This is a genomic window from Variovorax guangxiensis (genome assembly GCF_003952165.1).
GTDB classification, from domain to species: Bacteria; Pseudomonadota; Gammaproteobacteria; order Burkholderiales; family Burkholderiaceae_C; genus Variovorax; species Variovorax guangxiensis.
Genome location: NZ_RXFT01000001.1, coordinates 102,309 through 117,201, shown reverse-complemented (window position 1 = coordinate 117,201; position 14,893 = coordinate 102,309). Strand labels below are relative to the sequence as shown.

Genomic DNA, 14,893 nt, shown 5'->3' with positions numbered 1-14,893 from the left:
TGTCATCTCGACGACAAAGCGGAATCCGGAGCACGGCAAAGATCGCACGCATGTTGCGCCGGCAGCGCCGACTTCCGTCGGGGAAATCACGGCACGCCGTCTCGCGGGTGCCAACCTAAACTGACCGGGACTCATCACGTCGAAGGCCGCACCGGCAAGCGCCGGGCATGACCGCGACCATGGAACCAACAACATCGCTGCACATGCCCGACTTCCGCTCTCCGGACTTCCTGACCGACCACATCCTGCACACGCTGGCCTTCTACGAGACGCGCAATCTCGACGCCACCGGCGGCTTCTTCCATTTCTTCAGGGACGACGGCACGGTGTACGACCGGCGCACGCGCCACCTGGTGAGCAGCACGCGCTTCGTGTTCAACCATGCGACGGCCTACCGGCGCTTCGGCAAGCCTGCCGACCTTGCGGCCGCGCGACACGGCCTCGCGTTCATCGAACATGCCCACAGGCAGCAGGACGGCGGCTATGCATGGCAGCTCGACTGGCACGAGCAGCGCGCCACCGTGCAGGACGCCACCAACCGCTGCTACGGCCTGGACTTCGTGCTGCTCGCGCAGGCGCATGCGCTCATGGCCGGCATCGAGGAGGCGTACCCGGGGCTGGATCACACCTGGCGGCTGATGGACGCGCATTTCTGGGAGCCGCGGCACCAGCTTTATGCCGACGAGGCCACGACCGACTGGCGCGTCGGTGCCTACCGGGGGCAGAACGCCAACATGCACGCCTGCGAGGCGCTGATGGCCGCCTTCGAGGCCACGCAGGAGGCGCGCTACCTCGAGCGTGCGCTGGCGGTGGCCGAATCGGTGACCGGCCGGCTGGCCTCGCTGGCCGACGGGCTGGTGTGGGAGCACTACCGGGAGGACTGGTCGGTCGACTGGGACTACAACCGCGGCAACAAGACCGACATCTTCAAGCCCTGGGGCTTCCAGACCGGCCACCTGACCGAATGGGCCAAGCTGCTGCTGCAGCTCGAAGGGCACCTCGCCACCGAAGACCGCGAGGCCGGCTGGATCGTGCCGCGCGCGCGCCACTTCTTCGACACCGCCATGTTCCGCGGCTGGGACGCCGACAACGGCGGGCTGGTCTACGGCTTCGGCCCCGACGGCAAGGTGTGCGACGGCGACAAGTACTTCTGGGTGCAGGCGGAGAGCTTCGCGGCCGCCGCCCTGCTCGCGGTGCGCACCGGCGAGGCCGGCTACTGGGACTGGTACGACAGCATCTGGGCCTACAGCTGGGAGCACTTCGTCGACCACAGGCACGGCGCCTGGTATCGCATCCTCACGCCGACGAACGGGAAGATCGGCGACGAGAAGAGTCCGGCAGGCAAGACCGACTACCACACGATGGGCGCCTGCTACGACGTGCTCAGGGCACTGCGCGCCTGAAGAAAGGCCCTTTCGCGAACACCGCGGAACCGGCTCCGCCGGGCCGCAGGTGTTGCCCCCGGTGAGGGGGTTGGCGCAGCGACACGAAGTGCGCGAAGCCTGGGGGAGAGCCCAATCAGTGCGCGCCGGCCGCGGCGTCGCCGCCTGCTCCACCCTTCTGGGGCCGTGCCAGCCACACCAGCGGAATCAGCAGCAGGAACAGGATCGCCGACGCATAGAAGATGTCGTTGGTCGCCAGCATGTAGGACTGCTGGTCGACGAGGCGATTGATCTGCCCCATCACCTGGTCGGTGCCGAAGCCGTTGGCGTTCAGCCCGGCCATCGCGCTGGTGGCCGCGTTGTTGCCCTGGTTGATCGTCTCGGCCAGCTGGGCGTGGTGCAGCGTCGCGCGGTTGTCCCAGAGCGTGGTCGTGATGGATGTGCCCATCGCGCCCGCGGTGATCCGCAGGAAGTTCGACAGGCCCGAGGCGGCCGGGATGCGGTCGGGCGTGAGGCCCGACAGCGTGATCGTCACCAGCGGGATGAAGAAGAACGCCATCGCGATGCCCTGGATGATCGTCGGGATGATGATCGTCACGAAGTCGGCCTGCGTGTTGAAGTTCGAGCGCATCCACAGCACCAGCGCGAACACCAGGAACGAGAAGGTCGCGTAGCGGCGCGGGTCGATCTTGGCCACCGTGAGGCCCACCACCGGCGAGAAGAAGATCGCCAGCAGCCCCACGGGCGCCATGATCATCCCCGCCTGCGTGGCGGTGTAGCCCATCCACTGCTGCAGCCACAGCGGCAGCAGCACCACGTTGCCGAAGAAGAGGCCGTAGGCCACCGCCGTCGCCACCGCGCCCGACCAGAAGTTGCGGCGCTTGAAGAGCGACAGGTCGACCACCGGGTGCTTGTCGGTCAGCTCCCAGACCAGGAAGAAGGCGAAGCCGACCACGGACACCACCGCCAGCGTGACGATCTGCGCGGAATGGAACCAGTCGAGTTCCTTGCCCTTGTCGAGCATGAGCTGCAGCGAGCCCACCCACAGCACCAGCAGCGCGAGGCCGATGGCGTCGATGGGCACCTTGTGCGTGGCGCTCTCGCGCTTGTGGTACAGCGCCCAGGTGATGGCGGCAGCGACGATGCCCACCGGGATGTTGATGTAGAAGATCCACGGCCACGAGATGTTGTCGGTGATCCAGCCGCCGAGCAGCGGTCCCATCACCGGCGCGACCAGCGTGGTCATGGACCACATGGCCATCGCCAGGCCTGCCTTGGCGCGCGGATAGCTCGACAGCAGCAGCGCCTGCGACAGCGGGATCATCGGCCCCGCCACGAAGCCCTGCAGCGCGCGGAAGGCGATCAGCGTCGTCATGTTCGGCGCGAGGCCGCACAGCAGCGAGCTGATCATGAACAGGATCACGCTGGCCATGAACAGGCGCACCTGTCCGAAGCGCTGCGTCATGAAGCCGGTGAGCGGCACCGCGATGGCGTTGGCCACCGCGAAGCTGGTGATGACCCAGGTGCCCTGCGTGGTGCTCACGCCCAGGTCGCCCGAGATGGCAGGCAGCGACACGTTCGCGATCGACGAATCGAGCACGTTCATGAAGGTTGCCGCAGAAAGCGCGACCGTGCCCCAGACGCGGGCTGCGCCCTCGAGCGGCGGATGCGCAACGTATGCAGGAGCAGCGGTGGCCATGGGGCGGGCTGTTTACCTGGACGGAAGAAAGGTCCGGACGAACGCTGGCGCGATCAGCCCGGCTGGCCCTGCACGGCCACGGAAGTGTTGCCGGCAGGCGCGGCTGGCGCCTTGGCGGGTGCCGCAGCCGTGGCGCCGCCCTTGCCGCCGATGTTGGCGGCGACGATGCGCTCCACTTCGGCATCGGCGCCGCGGTCGAGCTGGCTGTAGACCGTGGTCTGCGCCAGCGCGGTGGCGCGCGGCGCATCGGCGAGCATCTTGCCGCCCTTCTGCGAGATGTCGACCTCGGCGTCCATCGACAGGCCGATGCGCAGCGGGTTGGCCTTGAGCTGCTCGGGGTCGAGCGCGATGCGAACGGGCACGCGCTGCACCACCTTGATCCAGTTGCCGGTGGCGTTCTGCGCGGGCAGCAGCGCGAACGCGCTGCCGGTGCCCACGCCCAGGCCCGCGACCTTGCCGGTGTACTCGACCTTCTTGCCGTACACGTCGGCGGTGAGCTTCACGGGCTGGTCGATGCGGATGTTGCGCAGCTGCACTTCCTTGAAGTTGGCGTCGACCCACAGCTGGTTGAGCGGCACGATGGACATCATCGGCGTACCGGCGGCCACCCGCTGGCCGAGCTGCACGGTGCGCTTGGCGACGTAGCCGTCGACCGGCGCGGGCATGGCCACGCGCTGGGTGGCGAGGTAGGCCTCGCGCACCTTGGCGGCGGCGGCCAGCACGCTCGGGTGCTGGGCCACGCTGGTGCCTTCGGTCAGCGACTGGTTGCTGACCAGCGCTTCCTTCGCGGCGACGACGCCGGCCTGCGCGGCGGCGAGCTGGCTCTTGGCGGTGTCGAGCTGCGTCTCGGCATGGTTGAGTTCTTCCTTCGACACGGCACCGTTGCCCGACAGCGCGCGGCGGCGCTGCAGGTCGTCCTGGGCCTTGGCGATGTCGCTCTGCGCCTTGACGATGTCGGCCTGGCGCAGCGTGACCTGCGCGGCCAGCGAGCCGTTGTTGGCGTACAGCGTGCGCACCTGGCGCACCGCCTGCGCGAGCGCGGCCTCGGCCTGCTCGAGCGCCACCTTGGCGTCGGCCGGGTCGAGCTGCACCAGCGGCTGGCCGGCCTTCACGAAGTCGGTGTCGTCGGCGTTGATGGCCATCACCGTGCCGCCGATCTGCGGCGTGATCTGGATGACGTTGCCCGAGACGTAGGCGTTGTCGGTGTCCTCGTAGTGGCTGGCCACCAGCCATTCGTAGAGGCCCCAGCCGCCGCCGGCGACGATGACCACCGCTGCGAGCGCGGTGAGTGCGCGGCGGCGCTTGCCGTTTCCGGCGGGCGCCTCGGGGGCTGCGGAAGCTGCTGCTGCAGCGGGCGTCGGAGTGTTGTTGTCGCTCATGATGAAGTTCTTTCCGAAGACGAAGGAGTCGGGCCGGGCTGGATCTGCGCCGTGCCGATCAGTTCAGCGGGGCCGAGGGAGCCGATGCCGTGGCGGTGGCCGGCGGCTGCCAGCCGCCGCCGAGCGCGCGCGCCAGGCCCACCTGGGTGTCGAGCGCTCGGGCCGCGAGGTCGACCGCGAGCCGGCGCTGGGCCAGCACTGCCGTTTCGGCCGTCAGCACGTTGAGGTAGTTGCCGAGGCCCGCGCGGTAGCGCTGCACGGCGATGTCGTAGGCACCTTCGGCCGCGGTCTGCGCGGCGCGCTGTTCGGCCTGCTGGCGGGTGATCGACTGGGCGCTGGTGACCTGGTCGGCCGCGTCGCGCACCGCGTCGATCACGGTGGCGTTGTAGCTCTCGACGGCCGCATCGAGGTCGGCCGACTTGCCGCGCAGGTTGGCACGCAGCTTGCCGCCCTCGAAGATCGGCAGGCTGATGGCGGGGCCCACGCCCCACTGCTCGCTGCCCGACTTCAGCAGCTTGCCGAAACCCAGGCTCTGGAAGCCGACGAAGGCCGTGAGGTTCACGTTGGGATAGAAGAGCGTCCTGGCGTTGGCCACGTCGCTGGTGGCAGCTTCGACGCGCCAGCGCGCGGCGGCGATGTCGGCGCGGCGGCCGAGCAGGTCGGCCGGGATGTTCGCCTGCAGCGCCATCGGCTTCACGCCATCGAGCACCGGCGGCTTGAGCGAGGCGGTGACGTTCGGCTGGCCCACGAGCGCGTCGAGCGCGTGCTGCTGCAGCGCGATCTGCTCGTTGAGCGCTTCGATCTGCTGGCGGGCTTCAGGCAGGCCGCCTTCGCTCTGGCGCAGTTCGAGGCGGGTGTCGAGGCCGGCGGAAACGCGGTCGCGCACCAGCTTCAGCGTTTCATCGCGCTGCGCCAGCGTGCGCCTGGCAACGGTGAGCTGGTCGTTCAGGCGAGCCCACTGGAAGTAGCTGCGCGCCACGTTGCTGGCGAGCAGCACGCGGGCTGCGTCGGCGTCGGCGGCGGCGGCATTGGCGGCGCCGATGGCGGTGTCGAGCGCTGTGCGGTTCTTGCCGAAGAAGTCGAGCTCCCAGCTCGCGCCCAGCTGCAGCAGGCCGATGTTCTGGGTGGAGCCGCCCAGCGGCGCCGGGTAGATGTAGTTGGTGTTGAACTTCTGGCGGTTCAGGTCGAGCTCGCCCTTGACCTGCGGCTTGAGCGCGGCGCCGGCGATATCGGCCGATGCCTGCGCGCGCGCGAGGCGGGCCTGCGCGACCTGCAGGTTGGGGTTGCCGGCCACGGCCTGGTCGATGAGCGAGTTGAGCTGCGAGTCGCCGAAGGCGAGCCACCACTGGCTGTCGAGGCGGGACACGGGCACAGCGGCACTGTCGGGCGCGATGCCCAGCGACGAGGCGTCGCGCAGCTTTGCCTGCGAGCCGATTCCGGCCATGTCGGCGCAGCCGGCGAGTGCGACCACCAGTAGCGCGGCGGCCACGACGGGAGTGCGGCGCATGGCGCGCACGGCGAGGGAGTCAGTCATTTTTATCTCCACGGGCCGCGAGGGCCTGGGCATTGTCGAGGATGCGGCGCAGATAGCCTTTGAGCTGTTCCCATTCCTCGGTGGTGAAGCCTGCGAGGTGCTCGTTCTGCACCCTGCTGAGCACGTGCGGCACTTCCTTGGCGGCCGCGCGGCCTTCGTCGGTGAGCTCGATGTTGACCACGCGCCGGTCTTCGAGCGAGCGGACCCGGCGGCACAGGCCCTTGGCCTCGAGGCGGTCGAGCAGGCGCGTCATGGCGCCGGTGTCGAGCTCGCAGGCCCTGGCCAGTTCGGCCACCGTTGTGGCCGCGCCGACGTGCAGCTTGTAGAGAGGCACCCACTGCGGATAGGTGGGGCTGCCCGGCTCGCACATGCGGGTTTCGACCGACTGGCCGACCGCCGTGACGATGCGGCGCATGAGGTAGCCGATGCTCTCCTCGGCGCGGTAGGTTTCCGGGCTGTAGAAGGCGACGGGCTCGCGACGCTCCTCGCCGGTGGAAGCCGGCGGGTTCTGAGGGGTGTTGGCATCGCTCATGGCCGCAATATTAGTTGCCTCGGCAATTATTGTCAAGGCTACCTTTGTAGAGGCAAGGGATCGGTAGAATTGGCGCATGGCTTCCTCCCCACCGTCTTCCATGGCCAAGGGCTCGCCCCGATCGCTCTCGGGCCTGAGCCCTTTTCTTCGTCCGTACCGTGTGCAGATCGTGCTGGCGGGCGTCTTCCTGGTGATGGCGGCGGTAACGACGCTGGCTTTTCCTATCGCCTTGCGCAGCCTGATCGACAACGGCCTCATCAGCTCCGACAAGGGCGCCCAGACCATGGCGCTGCGCGAGCATTTCGGCGCCCTCTTCGCCGTGGCCGTGGCGCTGGGCGTGTTCTCGGCGGCGCGCTTCTATACGGTGAGCTGGCTGGGTGAGCGCGTGACGGCCGACATCCGCAACGCCGTCTACGGCCACGTCCTCAAGCAGAGCCCCGCCTTCTTCGAGACCACGCAGACCGGCGAGGTGCTGTCGCGCCTGACGGCCGACACCACGCTGGTGCAGACGGTCGTCGGCTCCTCGCTGAGCATGGGCCTGCGCAATGCGGTGATGGGCGTGGGCGCCCTGGCGGTGCTGATCTGGACCAACCCCTACGTGATGGTGCAGGTGCTGGGCATCCTCGTGCTGGTGGTGCTGCCCAGCATGCTGTTCGGCCGCCGCGTGCGCAAGCTGTCGCGCGCCAGCCAGGACCGCGTGGCCGATTCGAGCGCCATCGCCGCCGAGGTGCTGAACGCCATTCCGGTGGTTCAGAGCTACACGGCCGAGGGCCGCGAGGCCGCGCGATTCAGCGGCTCGACCGAGAACGCCTTCCGCACCGCCGTGCGCCGCACCCGGGCCCGATCGGTGCTGGTGGCTTTCATCATCATCGCGACCTCCGCGGCGCTGCTCTGGGGCCTCTACCAGGGCACGCAGGCCGTGCTGCGCGGCGATATCACCGCCGGACACCTGGGCCAGACGGTTGTCTACGTCGCCATCCTCGCCAGCGCGACCGCCGTGCTCGGCGAGGTCTACGGCGACCTGCTTCGTGCAGCCGGTGCGACCGAACGGCTGATGGAGCTGCTGCACGCGCCCGCGGCCATCGTGTCACCCGCGAATCCAGCGGCTGCGCCCGTCCCCGTAGCGGGCAGCGCGATCAGGTTCGACGCGGTGACCTTCCACTACCCTTCCCGCCCCGGCACACCGGCATTGCGCGACTTCAGCCTCGATGTCGCACCCGGCGAGACCGTGGCACTGGTGGGATCCAGCGGCGCCGGCAAGAGCACCGTGTTCCAGCTGCTCCTGCGCTACTACGACCCGCAAACGGGCCGCGTGCTGCTCGATGGCGCACCGCTGGCCTCGCTGGCCCTGCCCGAGTTGCGCACCCGCATCGGCCTCGTGCCGCAGGACGCGGTGATCTTCTCGGCCAGCGCCCTCGAGAACATCCGCTACGGCAACCCCGAGGCGACGGCCGAGGAAGTGCAGGCCGCCGCGCGCGCCGCCTTCGCCCACGACTTCCTGCAGGCGCTGCCCGAGGGCTACGACACCTTCCTCGGCGAGCGCGGCGTGCGGCTTTCGGGCGGCCAGCGACAGCGTATTGCGATAGCCCGCGCGATCCTCAAGAACCCGCCGCTGCTGCTGCTCGACGAAGCCACGAGCGCGCTCGATGCGGAGAGCGAACGCATGGTGCAGGCCGCGCTGGAGTCGGCGATGGAGAACCGGACCACGCTGGTGATCGCCCACCGCCTGGCGACGGTGCAGAAAGCCGACCGCATCGTGGTGCTGGACCACGGCGGGATCGTCGAGCAGGGAACGCACGCGGCGCTGGTCGCGCAGGGCGGCGTGTATGCGCGGCTGGCCGCGCTCCAGTTCACGGCCTGAACAGGCCGCGCTACTCAGCCAGTTACTGCAGGGTTTCTTTCAGTGCCGCCGGAATCGGCAGCGCCATCACCGGAATGCCCTCGTCGAGCAGCGCCTCGGTCTGCTCGGGCGTGGCCTGCCCGCGGATGCCGCGCTCGGGGGTCTCGCCGTAATGCATCTTCCGGGCTTCGTCGGCAAAGCGCTCGCCGACGTCCTCCGTCTTCGCCAGCACCTCGCGCACTGCACGCATCCAGCGGGCTTCGGGCGAGGGATCGGCGGGAACGTTGGAAGCAGCAGCGACTGGAGCAACCGCAGCAGCCTCCTTCGGCGCCCTGGCGTTGCCCAGGTTGAGGCGCGGCGCGCTCAGTAGCTTGACGATGGCGGTGTCGCCGCAAACCGGGCATTCGACCAGGCCTGATGCCAGCTGGGTCTCGAAATCCTCGCTCGAGGCGAACCAGCCTTCGAAGCCGTGGCCGTGGGTGCAGCGGAGATCGAGAACCTTCATGGCGCGGATTATCCCGCGCTGCCCTGCGCGGGCGCAGCCTGCCAGTCCAGTGCCCATGCGCCCGAAAGGACGTTCTGCAGCCAGAGCGTGCAGGTCAGCGTCTTGGCATCGGTGACCTTGCCTTCGCGACACCAGCCGGCCAGCTCGTCGGGAGTGGCCGTGAACACGTCGAGGAACTCGCCGTGGTCGAGCTGCCGCTCGCCGAGCGAGAGGCCCCGCGCAAAGTAGATATGGATGATCTCGGTCGAGTAGGCCACCGCGAGGTGCATGGCACCCGCATACGCCCACTCGCGCGCGGTGTAGCCCGTTTCCTCGATCAGCTCGCGCCGGCCGCAGTCGAACGGATCCTCGCCCGCATCGAGCTTGCCCGCTGGAAACTCGATCATCACGTGGCCGACCGGATAGCGGAACTGCCGCTCCAGCACGATGCGGCCGTCGTCAAGCAGCGGGATGACCACCACGGCGCCCGGGTGCACCACGTACTCGCGCGTGGCGCTGTGGCCATCGGGCAGGCGGATGGTGTCGCGCCGGGCCTTCAGGAACTTGCCGTTGAACAGCTCCTCGCGGCTCTGGAGCTCTTCCTTCAGGTGCGAATCGGCGGTGGAGGTGTCGGTCGGCTTGGTGGTCATGGTCGGTCGCTCGTCCTCTTCAGTGCCTGTGCTTCATCAGGTAGCGCCAGGTGAACCCTGGAAAGGCCAGCACGATGAACAGCGCGCCGGTCACCGCATAGAACTCCCAGCCCTGCGCGGCGATCTGCCCTGCTCTGCGCTCGAACAGCAGCCCGACGCCGCCGGCCAGAAAGTACAAGACCACCAGTTCGGCGAGGCGCACCGCGAGCGACTTGGGAGCAGTCGCCAGAGGCACGACGCCGAACAGGCGGTCGTTGAAGAACGGCAGGTTGGCGGCCACGAGGGCCACCAGGAGAACGACCCAGACGGACGCGGTCTGCGACACCCTAGGTCGGCCGCGTCAGTGGGCCAGCGTCGCCACGATGGCGTCGTAGCACAGCGTCATCAGGCCGCCGGGCACGATGCCCAGGATCAGGATCAGCGCGCCGTTGATCGTCAGCACGGTACGCACGTCGCGCGGTGCCGACACGGTGGTGGCCGTGACGGGCGCATCGAAGTACATGACCTTGACCACGCGCAGGTAGTAGAAGGCGCCGATCAGCGACATCATCACCGCGAACACGGCCAGGCCGATGTAGATGGGGTGGCCCGAGGCGATCAGCGCCTGCAGCACGGCCAGCTTCGCGTAGAAGCCGACCAGCGGCGGCAGGCCGGCCAGCGAGAACATCGCGATCGACATCACGCCGGCGTACAGCGGGCTGCGCTGGTTCAGGCCGGCGAGGTCGGTGATTTCCTCGCTCTCGAAGCCTTCGCGCGCCAGCAGCAGGATGATGCCGAAGCTCGCGAGCGTGGTCAGCACGTAGGTCACGATGTAGAACATCGCGGCGCTGTAGGCGTACTGGGCGTTGTAGGTGCCCTGCTGGTCCGAACCGGCGACCAGGCCGAGGAGCATGAAGCCCATCTGCGAGATCGTCGAATAGGCCAGCATGCGCTTGAGGTTGCTCTGCGCGATGGCGGCCAGGTTGCCGACCAGCAGCGAGGCGATGGCCAGCACGGCGAGCATCTGCTGCCAGTCGATGGCCAGCGGCTGCAGCGCGTCGACCAGCAGGCGGATGATGATCGCGAAGGCGGCCAGCTCGGGCGCCGCGCCGATCAGCAGCGTGATCGCCGTCGGAGCGCCCTGGTAGACGTCGGGCACCCACATGTGGAACGGGGCTGCGCCCACCTTGAAGGCCAGGCCGGCGACGATGAACACGAGGCCGAACACCAGCACCTGGTGGTTGACCTTGCCGGTTGCGATGGTCTTGAAGACCTCGTTCACGTCGAGCGAACCGGTGGCGCCGTACATCATGGACAGGCCGTAGAGCAGGAAGCCGCTGGCCATGGCGCCGAGCACGAAGTACTTCATGGCGGCTTCGCTGGCCACCGCGTTGTCGCGGCGCAGCGCCACCAGCGCGTAGCTCGACAGCGTGAGCAGTTCGAGGCCCAGGTAGATCAGCAGGAAGTTGCTGCCCGAGATCATCACGAACATGCCCAGCAGCGCGAACATGCTGATGGTGAACATCTCGCCGCCGCGCAGCATCTCGCGATCGGCCGCGTAGGGACGGCCGTAGACCAGCGTGACCATCAGGGCGACGGTGGCGAAGCACTTGAGCCAGTTGCCCATCGGGTCGCTGACTACCATGCCGCCGAAGCCGTAGATGGTCTTGGCTTCGGAAGCCTGCAGGCCCGACAGCACTGCGACCACGGCCAGCGTGAGCAGCGTCAGGACATAGGTACGGGTGCGGCGCGGGCTCGTGTCCGACAGGTCGACCAGCGCAATGATGCAGGCCATGACCAGCAACACGATTTCGGGGTAGATCGTGACCCAGCTGAGTTTGTCAATCATCTCGTTCTCTTCTTCAGCGTGGCATCAGGAGGGCAGCTTCGAGACTGCCACGTGGCGCAGCAGCTCGGTCACGGAGGCGTCCATCGCGTCGGTGAACGGCTTCGGGAACAGGCCCATCCACAGCACGGCGATGGCCAGCAGCGCCAGCATCAGGAATTCGCGCGAATTGATGTCGCTGAGTTCCTTCACGTGGTCGTTGCCGACCGGGCCCAGATACACGCGCTTGTACATCCAGAGGGTATAGGCGGCGCCGAAGATCAGCGCGGTGGCTGCTCCCAGGCCGATCCAGAAGTTGGCCTTCACGGCGCCCAGGATCACCATCCACTCGCCCACGAAACCGGCGGTGCCCGGCAGGCCGCAGTTGGCCATGGCGAACAGCAGCGCGAACGCGGCGAACTTGGGCATGGTGTTCACCACGCCGCCGTAGTCGGCGATCTGGCGCGAGTGCACGCGGTCGTACAGCACGCCGATGCCCAGGAACATGGCGCCCGAGACGAAGCCGTGGGCGATCATCTGCACGATGCCGCCGGACACGCCCAGCTCATTGAAGATGAAGAAGCCGAGCGTCACGAAACCCATGTGGGCCACCGACGAATAGGCCACCAGCTTCTTCATGTCCTGCTGCACCAGCGCCACCAGGCCGACGTAGATCACCGCGATCAGCGACAGCGCGATCATGAGCCAGGCCCATTCGTGCGAGGCGTCGGGAGCGATGGGCATCGAGAAGCGCAGGAAGCCGTAGGCGCCCAGTTTCAGCATGATCGCGGCCAGCACGGCGGAGCCGCCGGTCGGCGCCTCGACGTGCACGTCGGGCAGCCAGGTGTGCACCGGCCACATCGGCACCTTCACGGCGAAGGCCGCGAAGAAGGCGAAGAACAGGAAGGTCTGCGCGGTCGATCCCAGCGGCAGCTTGTGCCACGACAGGATGTCGAAGCTGCCGCCCGACTTGTTGTACAGGTAGATCAGCGCCACCAGCATCAGCAGCGAGCCGAGCAAGGTGTAGAGGAAGAACTTGAACGCCGCGTAGATCTTGTTCGGGCCGCCCCAGATGCCGATGATCAGGTACATCGGGATCAGCGTGGCTTCGAAGAACACGTAGAACAGCACGCCGTCGAGCGCGGCGAACACGCCGATCATGAGGCCCGACAGGATCAGGAACGCACCCATGTACTGGTTCACGCGCTCGGTGATCACTTCCCAGGCCGAGATCACCACGATGACCGTGATGAACGACGTCAGCAGCACCAGCCAGAGCGACAGGCCGTCGATCCCGAGGTGGTAGTTGACGTTGAAGCGCGAGATCCAGCCCGTCTTCTCGACGAACTGCATCGCGGCGGTGCCGTTCTGGAAACGCGTGAACAGCGGCACCGTGACCAGGAAGCTCACGATGGAACCGACGAGCGCGACCCAGCGCACGCCCCTGGCGTGCTCGTCACGGCCAAACGCCAGCAGCACGGCACCGAATGCGATCGGCACCCAGATGGCAAGGCTCAACAAACCCATTTTTCTTTTTCTCCAGCGCTAGGCTCAGCGTTTGAACCAGACGAAGTACGTCATCAGGATGAAGACGCCGAGCAGCATCGCGAAGGCGTAGTGATAGATGTAGCCCGACTGCATCCAGCGCACCACACCAGAGATACGGCCCACGACCTTCCACGAACCGTTCACCACGGCACCGTCGATCAGGGCCTGGTCGCCGCCCTTCCACAGGCCGGTACCCAGGGCGCGCGTGGCGCGGGCGATGACGTTCTCGTTGAACCAGTCCATGTAGTACTTGTTCTCGAGCAGGCGGTAGATCGGGCCGAAGGCACGCTTGATCGCCGCCGGCAGCGCCGGGTTGATCATGTACATGTACCAGGACATGACCACGCCGGCCAGCGCCAGCCAGAATGGCGGCGTCTGCAGACCGTGGATGGCCATGGCCACCGGGCCGTGGAAGGCTTCTTCCAGTTCCTTCATGGCATGGTGCTTGGTACCGTCCACGAAGATCGCGCCCTTGAAGAACTCGCCGAACAGCATCGGGTCGATCGTCATGAAGCCGATCACCACCGAGGGAATGGCCAGCAGCACCAGCGGCAGCCAGACAACCCAGGGCGACTCGTGCGGCTTGTGGTCGTGGCCATGGCCGTGATCGTCGTGGCCGTGGCCATGGTCGTCATGATGCGCGTCGGGGTTCTGGTCGTAGCGCTCCTTGCCGTGGAAGACCAGGAAGTACATGCGGAACGAGTAGAACGCCGTGATGAACACGCCCGCCAGCACCGCGTAGTAGGCGAAGTTCGCGCCCCACAGGTGGCTTTCATGCACCGCCTCGATGATGCTGTCCTTCGAATAGAAGCCCGAGAAGAACGGCGTGCCGATCAGCGCGAGCGAACCCAGCAGCGAGGTGATCCAGGTGATCGGCATGTACTTGCGCACGCCGCCCATCCAGCGGATGTCCTGGTTGTGGTGCATGCCGATGATGACCGAGCCCGCGCCGAGGAACAGCAGCGCCTTGAAGAACGCGTGCGTCATCAGATGGAACACCGCGACCGAGTAGGCCGAGGCACCGAGCGCCACCGTCATGTAGCCGAGCTGCGAGAGCGTCGAGTACGCGACCACGCGCTTGATGTCGTTCTGGATGATGCCCAGGAAGCCCATGAAGAGCGCGGTGATGGCGCCGATCACGAGGATGAAGCTCAGCGCCGTGTCGCTCAGCTCGAACAGCGGCGACATGCGCGCCACCATGAAGATGCCGGCCGTCACCATGGTCGCCGCGTGGATCAGCGCCGAGATGGGGGTCGGGCCTTCCATCGAGTCGGGCAGCCACACGTGCAGCGGGAACTGCGCGCTCTTGCCCATTGCGCCGATGAACAGGCAGATGCAGATCACCGTGATGAGCATCCACTCGGTGCCCGGGAAGGTGATGCCGGCCAGCGTGCCCGCCTTGGCGAAGGCTTCGGTGTAGTTCAGCGTGCCGGCGTAGGCCGCGATCAGGCCGATGCCGAGGATGAAGCCGAAGTCGCCCACGCGGTTGACCAGGAAGGCCTTCATGTTCGCGAAGATCGCGGTCGGCTTGTTGAACCAGAAGCCGATCAGCAGGTACGACACCAGGCCCACCGCCTCCCAGCCGAAGAACAGCTGGAGCATGTTGTTGCTCATGACGAGCATCAGCATGGAGAAGGTGAACAGCGAGATGTACGCGAAGAAACGGTTGTAGCCGTCGTCCTCTTCCATGTAGCCGATGGTGTAGATGTGGACCATCAGCGACACGAAGGTCACGACGCACATCATCATGGCGGTGAGGCCGTCGACCATGAAGCCGACTTCCATCTTCAGGCCGCCGACCACCATCCATTCGTAGATGGTCTGGTTGAAGCGGGCACCGTCGGCTATCACGCTCTTGAGCGTCATCGCCGAGATGATGAAGGCGACCAGCACGCCGAGAATGGTCAGCGAATGCGTGACCTTGCGGCCGATGTGATTGCCGCCGAACTTCGTGCCGAATACGCCGGCCAAGGCTGCGCCGACCAGGGGTGCCAGCGGAACGGCCAGCAGTGTGGATGCGGAAAGGGTTGCGCTCATGTTG

At 67.1% G+C, this 14,893-nt stretch carries 12 protein-coding genes; 2 read left to right on the top strand and 10 right to left on the bottom strand.

Annotation, left to right across the window (positions count from 1 at the left end; translation table 11 throughout):
* Positions 1–179: 179 nt before the first annotated feature.
* Entirely contained in the window at positions 180–1,403 is a 1,224-nt protein-coding gene (locus EJP67_RS00550; RefSeq protein WP_240650453.1) for an AGE family epimerase/isomerase, read from the top strand.
* A 115-nt stretch (positions 1,404–1,518) separates the two neighbouring features.
* Here EJP67_RS00550 and EJP67_RS00540 read toward each other — a convergent pair whose 3' ends face one another.
* From EJP67_RS00540 to EJP67_RS00525, 4 genes are read right to left on the bottom strand one after another with little or no spacing between them, the layout of a single operon-like run.
* Positions 1,519–3,081 (bottom strand): DHA2 family efflux MFS transporter permease subunit, encoded by a 1,563-nt coding sequence (locus EJP67_RS00540; RefSeq protein ID WP_126018326.1) that lies wholly within the window; start codon positions 3,079–3,081, stop codon positions 1,519–1,521.
* A gap of 53 nt (positions 3,082–3,134) precedes the next feature.
* Positions 3,135–4,460, bottom strand: coding sequence for an HlyD/EmrA/EmrK family protein (locus EJP67_RS00535; RefSeq protein ID WP_126018324.1), 1,326 nt, complete (start codon positions 4,458–4,460; stop codon positions 3,135–3,137).
* Between the two features lie 58 nt (positions 4,461–4,518).
* Positions 4,519–5,994, bottom strand: coding sequence for an efflux transporter outer membrane subunit (locus EJP67_RS00530; RefSeq protein ID WP_126018322.1), 1,476 nt, complete (start codon positions 5,992–5,994; stop codon positions 4,519–4,521).
* The gene (locus tag EJP67_RS00525; protein WP_126018320.1) at positions 5,987–6,526 is read right to left on the bottom strand and encodes a MarR family winged helix-turn-helix transcriptional regulator; all 540 of its coding nucleotides are present in this window, start codon (positions 6,524–6,526) and stop codon (positions 5,987–5,989) included. Before EJP67_RS00525 ends, EJP67_RS00530 begins: the two co-directional genes overlap by 8 nt.
* Before the next feature lie 76 nt (positions 6,527–6,602).
* Here EJP67_RS00525 and EJP67_RS00520 point away from each other — a divergent pair, with 76 nt between their 5' ends.
* Positions 6,603–8,387, top strand: a complete 1,785-nt coding sequence (locus EJP67_RS00520) for an ABC transporter transmembrane domain-containing protein (RefSeq protein WP_126018318.1) — start codon at positions 6,603–6,605, stop codon at positions 8,385–8,387.
* A gap of 22 nt (positions 8,388–8,409) precedes the next feature.
* Here the strand turns inward: EJP67_RS00520 and EJP67_RS00515 are convergent, their stop codons facing one another.
* From EJP67_RS00515 to nuoL, 6 genes are read right to left on the bottom strand one after another with little or no spacing between them, the layout of a single operon-like run.
* Positions 8,410–8,871, bottom strand: coding sequence for a DUF1178 family protein (locus EJP67_RS00515; protein ID WP_126018316.1), 462 nt, complete (start codon positions 8,869–8,871; stop codon positions 8,410–8,412).
* 8 nt (positions 8,872–8,879) lie between these two features.
* On the bottom strand, positions 8,880–9,500 hold the full coding sequence (locus EJP67_RS00510; RefSeq protein ID WP_126018314.1) for an NUDIX domain-containing protein: 621 nt from the start codon (positions 9,498–9,500) through the stop codon (positions 8,880–8,882).
* A gap of 19 nt (positions 9,501–9,519) precedes the next feature.
* Positions 9,520–9,825 carry a DUF2818 family protein gene (locus tag EJP67_RS00505; RefSeq protein ID WP_126018312.1) on the bottom strand — a complete coding sequence of 102 codons (306 nt, stop codon included), beginning with the start codon at positions 9,823–9,825 and terminating at the stop codon, positions 9,520–9,522.
* A 15-nt stretch (positions 9,826–9,840) separates the two neighbouring features.
* A complete protein-coding gene (gene nuoN / locus EJP67_RS00500) occupies positions 9,841–11,328 on the bottom strand; it encodes an NADH-quinone oxidoreductase subunit NuoN (RefSeq protein WP_126018310.1) in 1,488 nt (495 codons plus the stop codon).
* A 24-nt stretch (positions 11,329–11,352) separates the two neighbouring features.
* The gene (locus EJP67_RS00495) at positions 11,353–12,831 is read right to left on the bottom strand and encodes an NADH-quinone oxidoreductase subunit M (RefSeq protein WP_126018308.1); all 1,479 of its coding nucleotides are present in this window, start codon (positions 12,829–12,831) and stop codon (positions 11,353–11,355) included.
* Positions 12,832–12,855: 24 nt separating this feature from the next.
* Complete coding sequence (gene nuoL / locus EJP67_RS00490) at positions 12,856–14,889, bottom strand: NADH-quinone oxidoreductase subunit L (RefSeq protein ID WP_126018306.1); 2,034 nt, start codon at positions 14,887–14,889, stop codon at positions 12,856–12,858.
* Positions 14,890–14,893 lie beyond the last annotated feature (4 nt).

What these genes read in the sequence shown, in the direction of transcription:
- EJP67_RS00550 (WP_240650453.1), top strand. Translation starts at nt 180, where the DNA reads ATGGAACCAACAACATCGCTGCACATGCCCGACTTCCGCTCTCCGGAC.
- EJP67_RS00540 (WP_126018326.1), bottom strand. Translation starts at nt 3,081, where the DNA reads ATGGCCACCGCTGCTCCTGCATACGTTGCGCATCCGCCGCTCGAGGGC.
- EJP67_RS00535 (WP_126018324.1), bottom strand. Translation starts at nt 4,460, where the DNA reads ATGAGCGACAACAACACTCCGACGCCCGCTGCAGCAGCAGCTTCCGCA.
- EJP67_RS00530 (WP_126018322.1), bottom strand. Translation starts at nt 5,994, where the DNA reads ATGACTGACTCCCTCGCCGTGCGCGCCATGCGCCGCACTCCCGTCGTG.
- EJP67_RS00525 (WP_126018320.1), bottom strand. Translation starts at nt 6,526, where the DNA reads ATGAGCGATGCCAACACCCCTCAGAACCCGCCGGCTTCCACCGGCGAG.
- EJP67_RS00520 (WP_126018318.1), top strand. Translation starts at nt 6,603, where the DNA reads ATGGCTTCCTCCCCACCGTCTTCCATGGCCAAGGGCTCGCCCCGATCG.
- EJP67_RS00515 (WP_126018316.1), bottom strand. Translation starts at nt 8,871, where the DNA reads ATGAAGGTTCTCGATCTCCGCTGCACCCACGGCCACGGCTTCGAAGGC.
- EJP67_RS00510 (WP_126018314.1), bottom strand. Translation starts at nt 9,500, where the DNA reads ATGACCACCAAGCCGACCGACACCTCCACCGCCGATTCGCACCTGAAG.
- nuoN (WP_126018310.1), bottom strand. Translation starts at nt 11,328, where the DNA reads ATGATTGACAAACTCAGCTGGGTCACGATCTACCCCGAAATCGTGTTG.
- EJP67_RS00495 (WP_126018308.1), bottom strand. Translation starts at nt 12,831, where the DNA reads ATGGGTTTGTTGAGCCTTGCCATCTGGGTGCCGATCGCATTCGGTGCC.
- nuoL (WP_126018306.1), bottom strand. Translation starts at nt 14,889, where the DNA reads ATGAGCGCAACCCTTTCCGCATCCACACTGCTGGCCGTTCCGCTGGCA.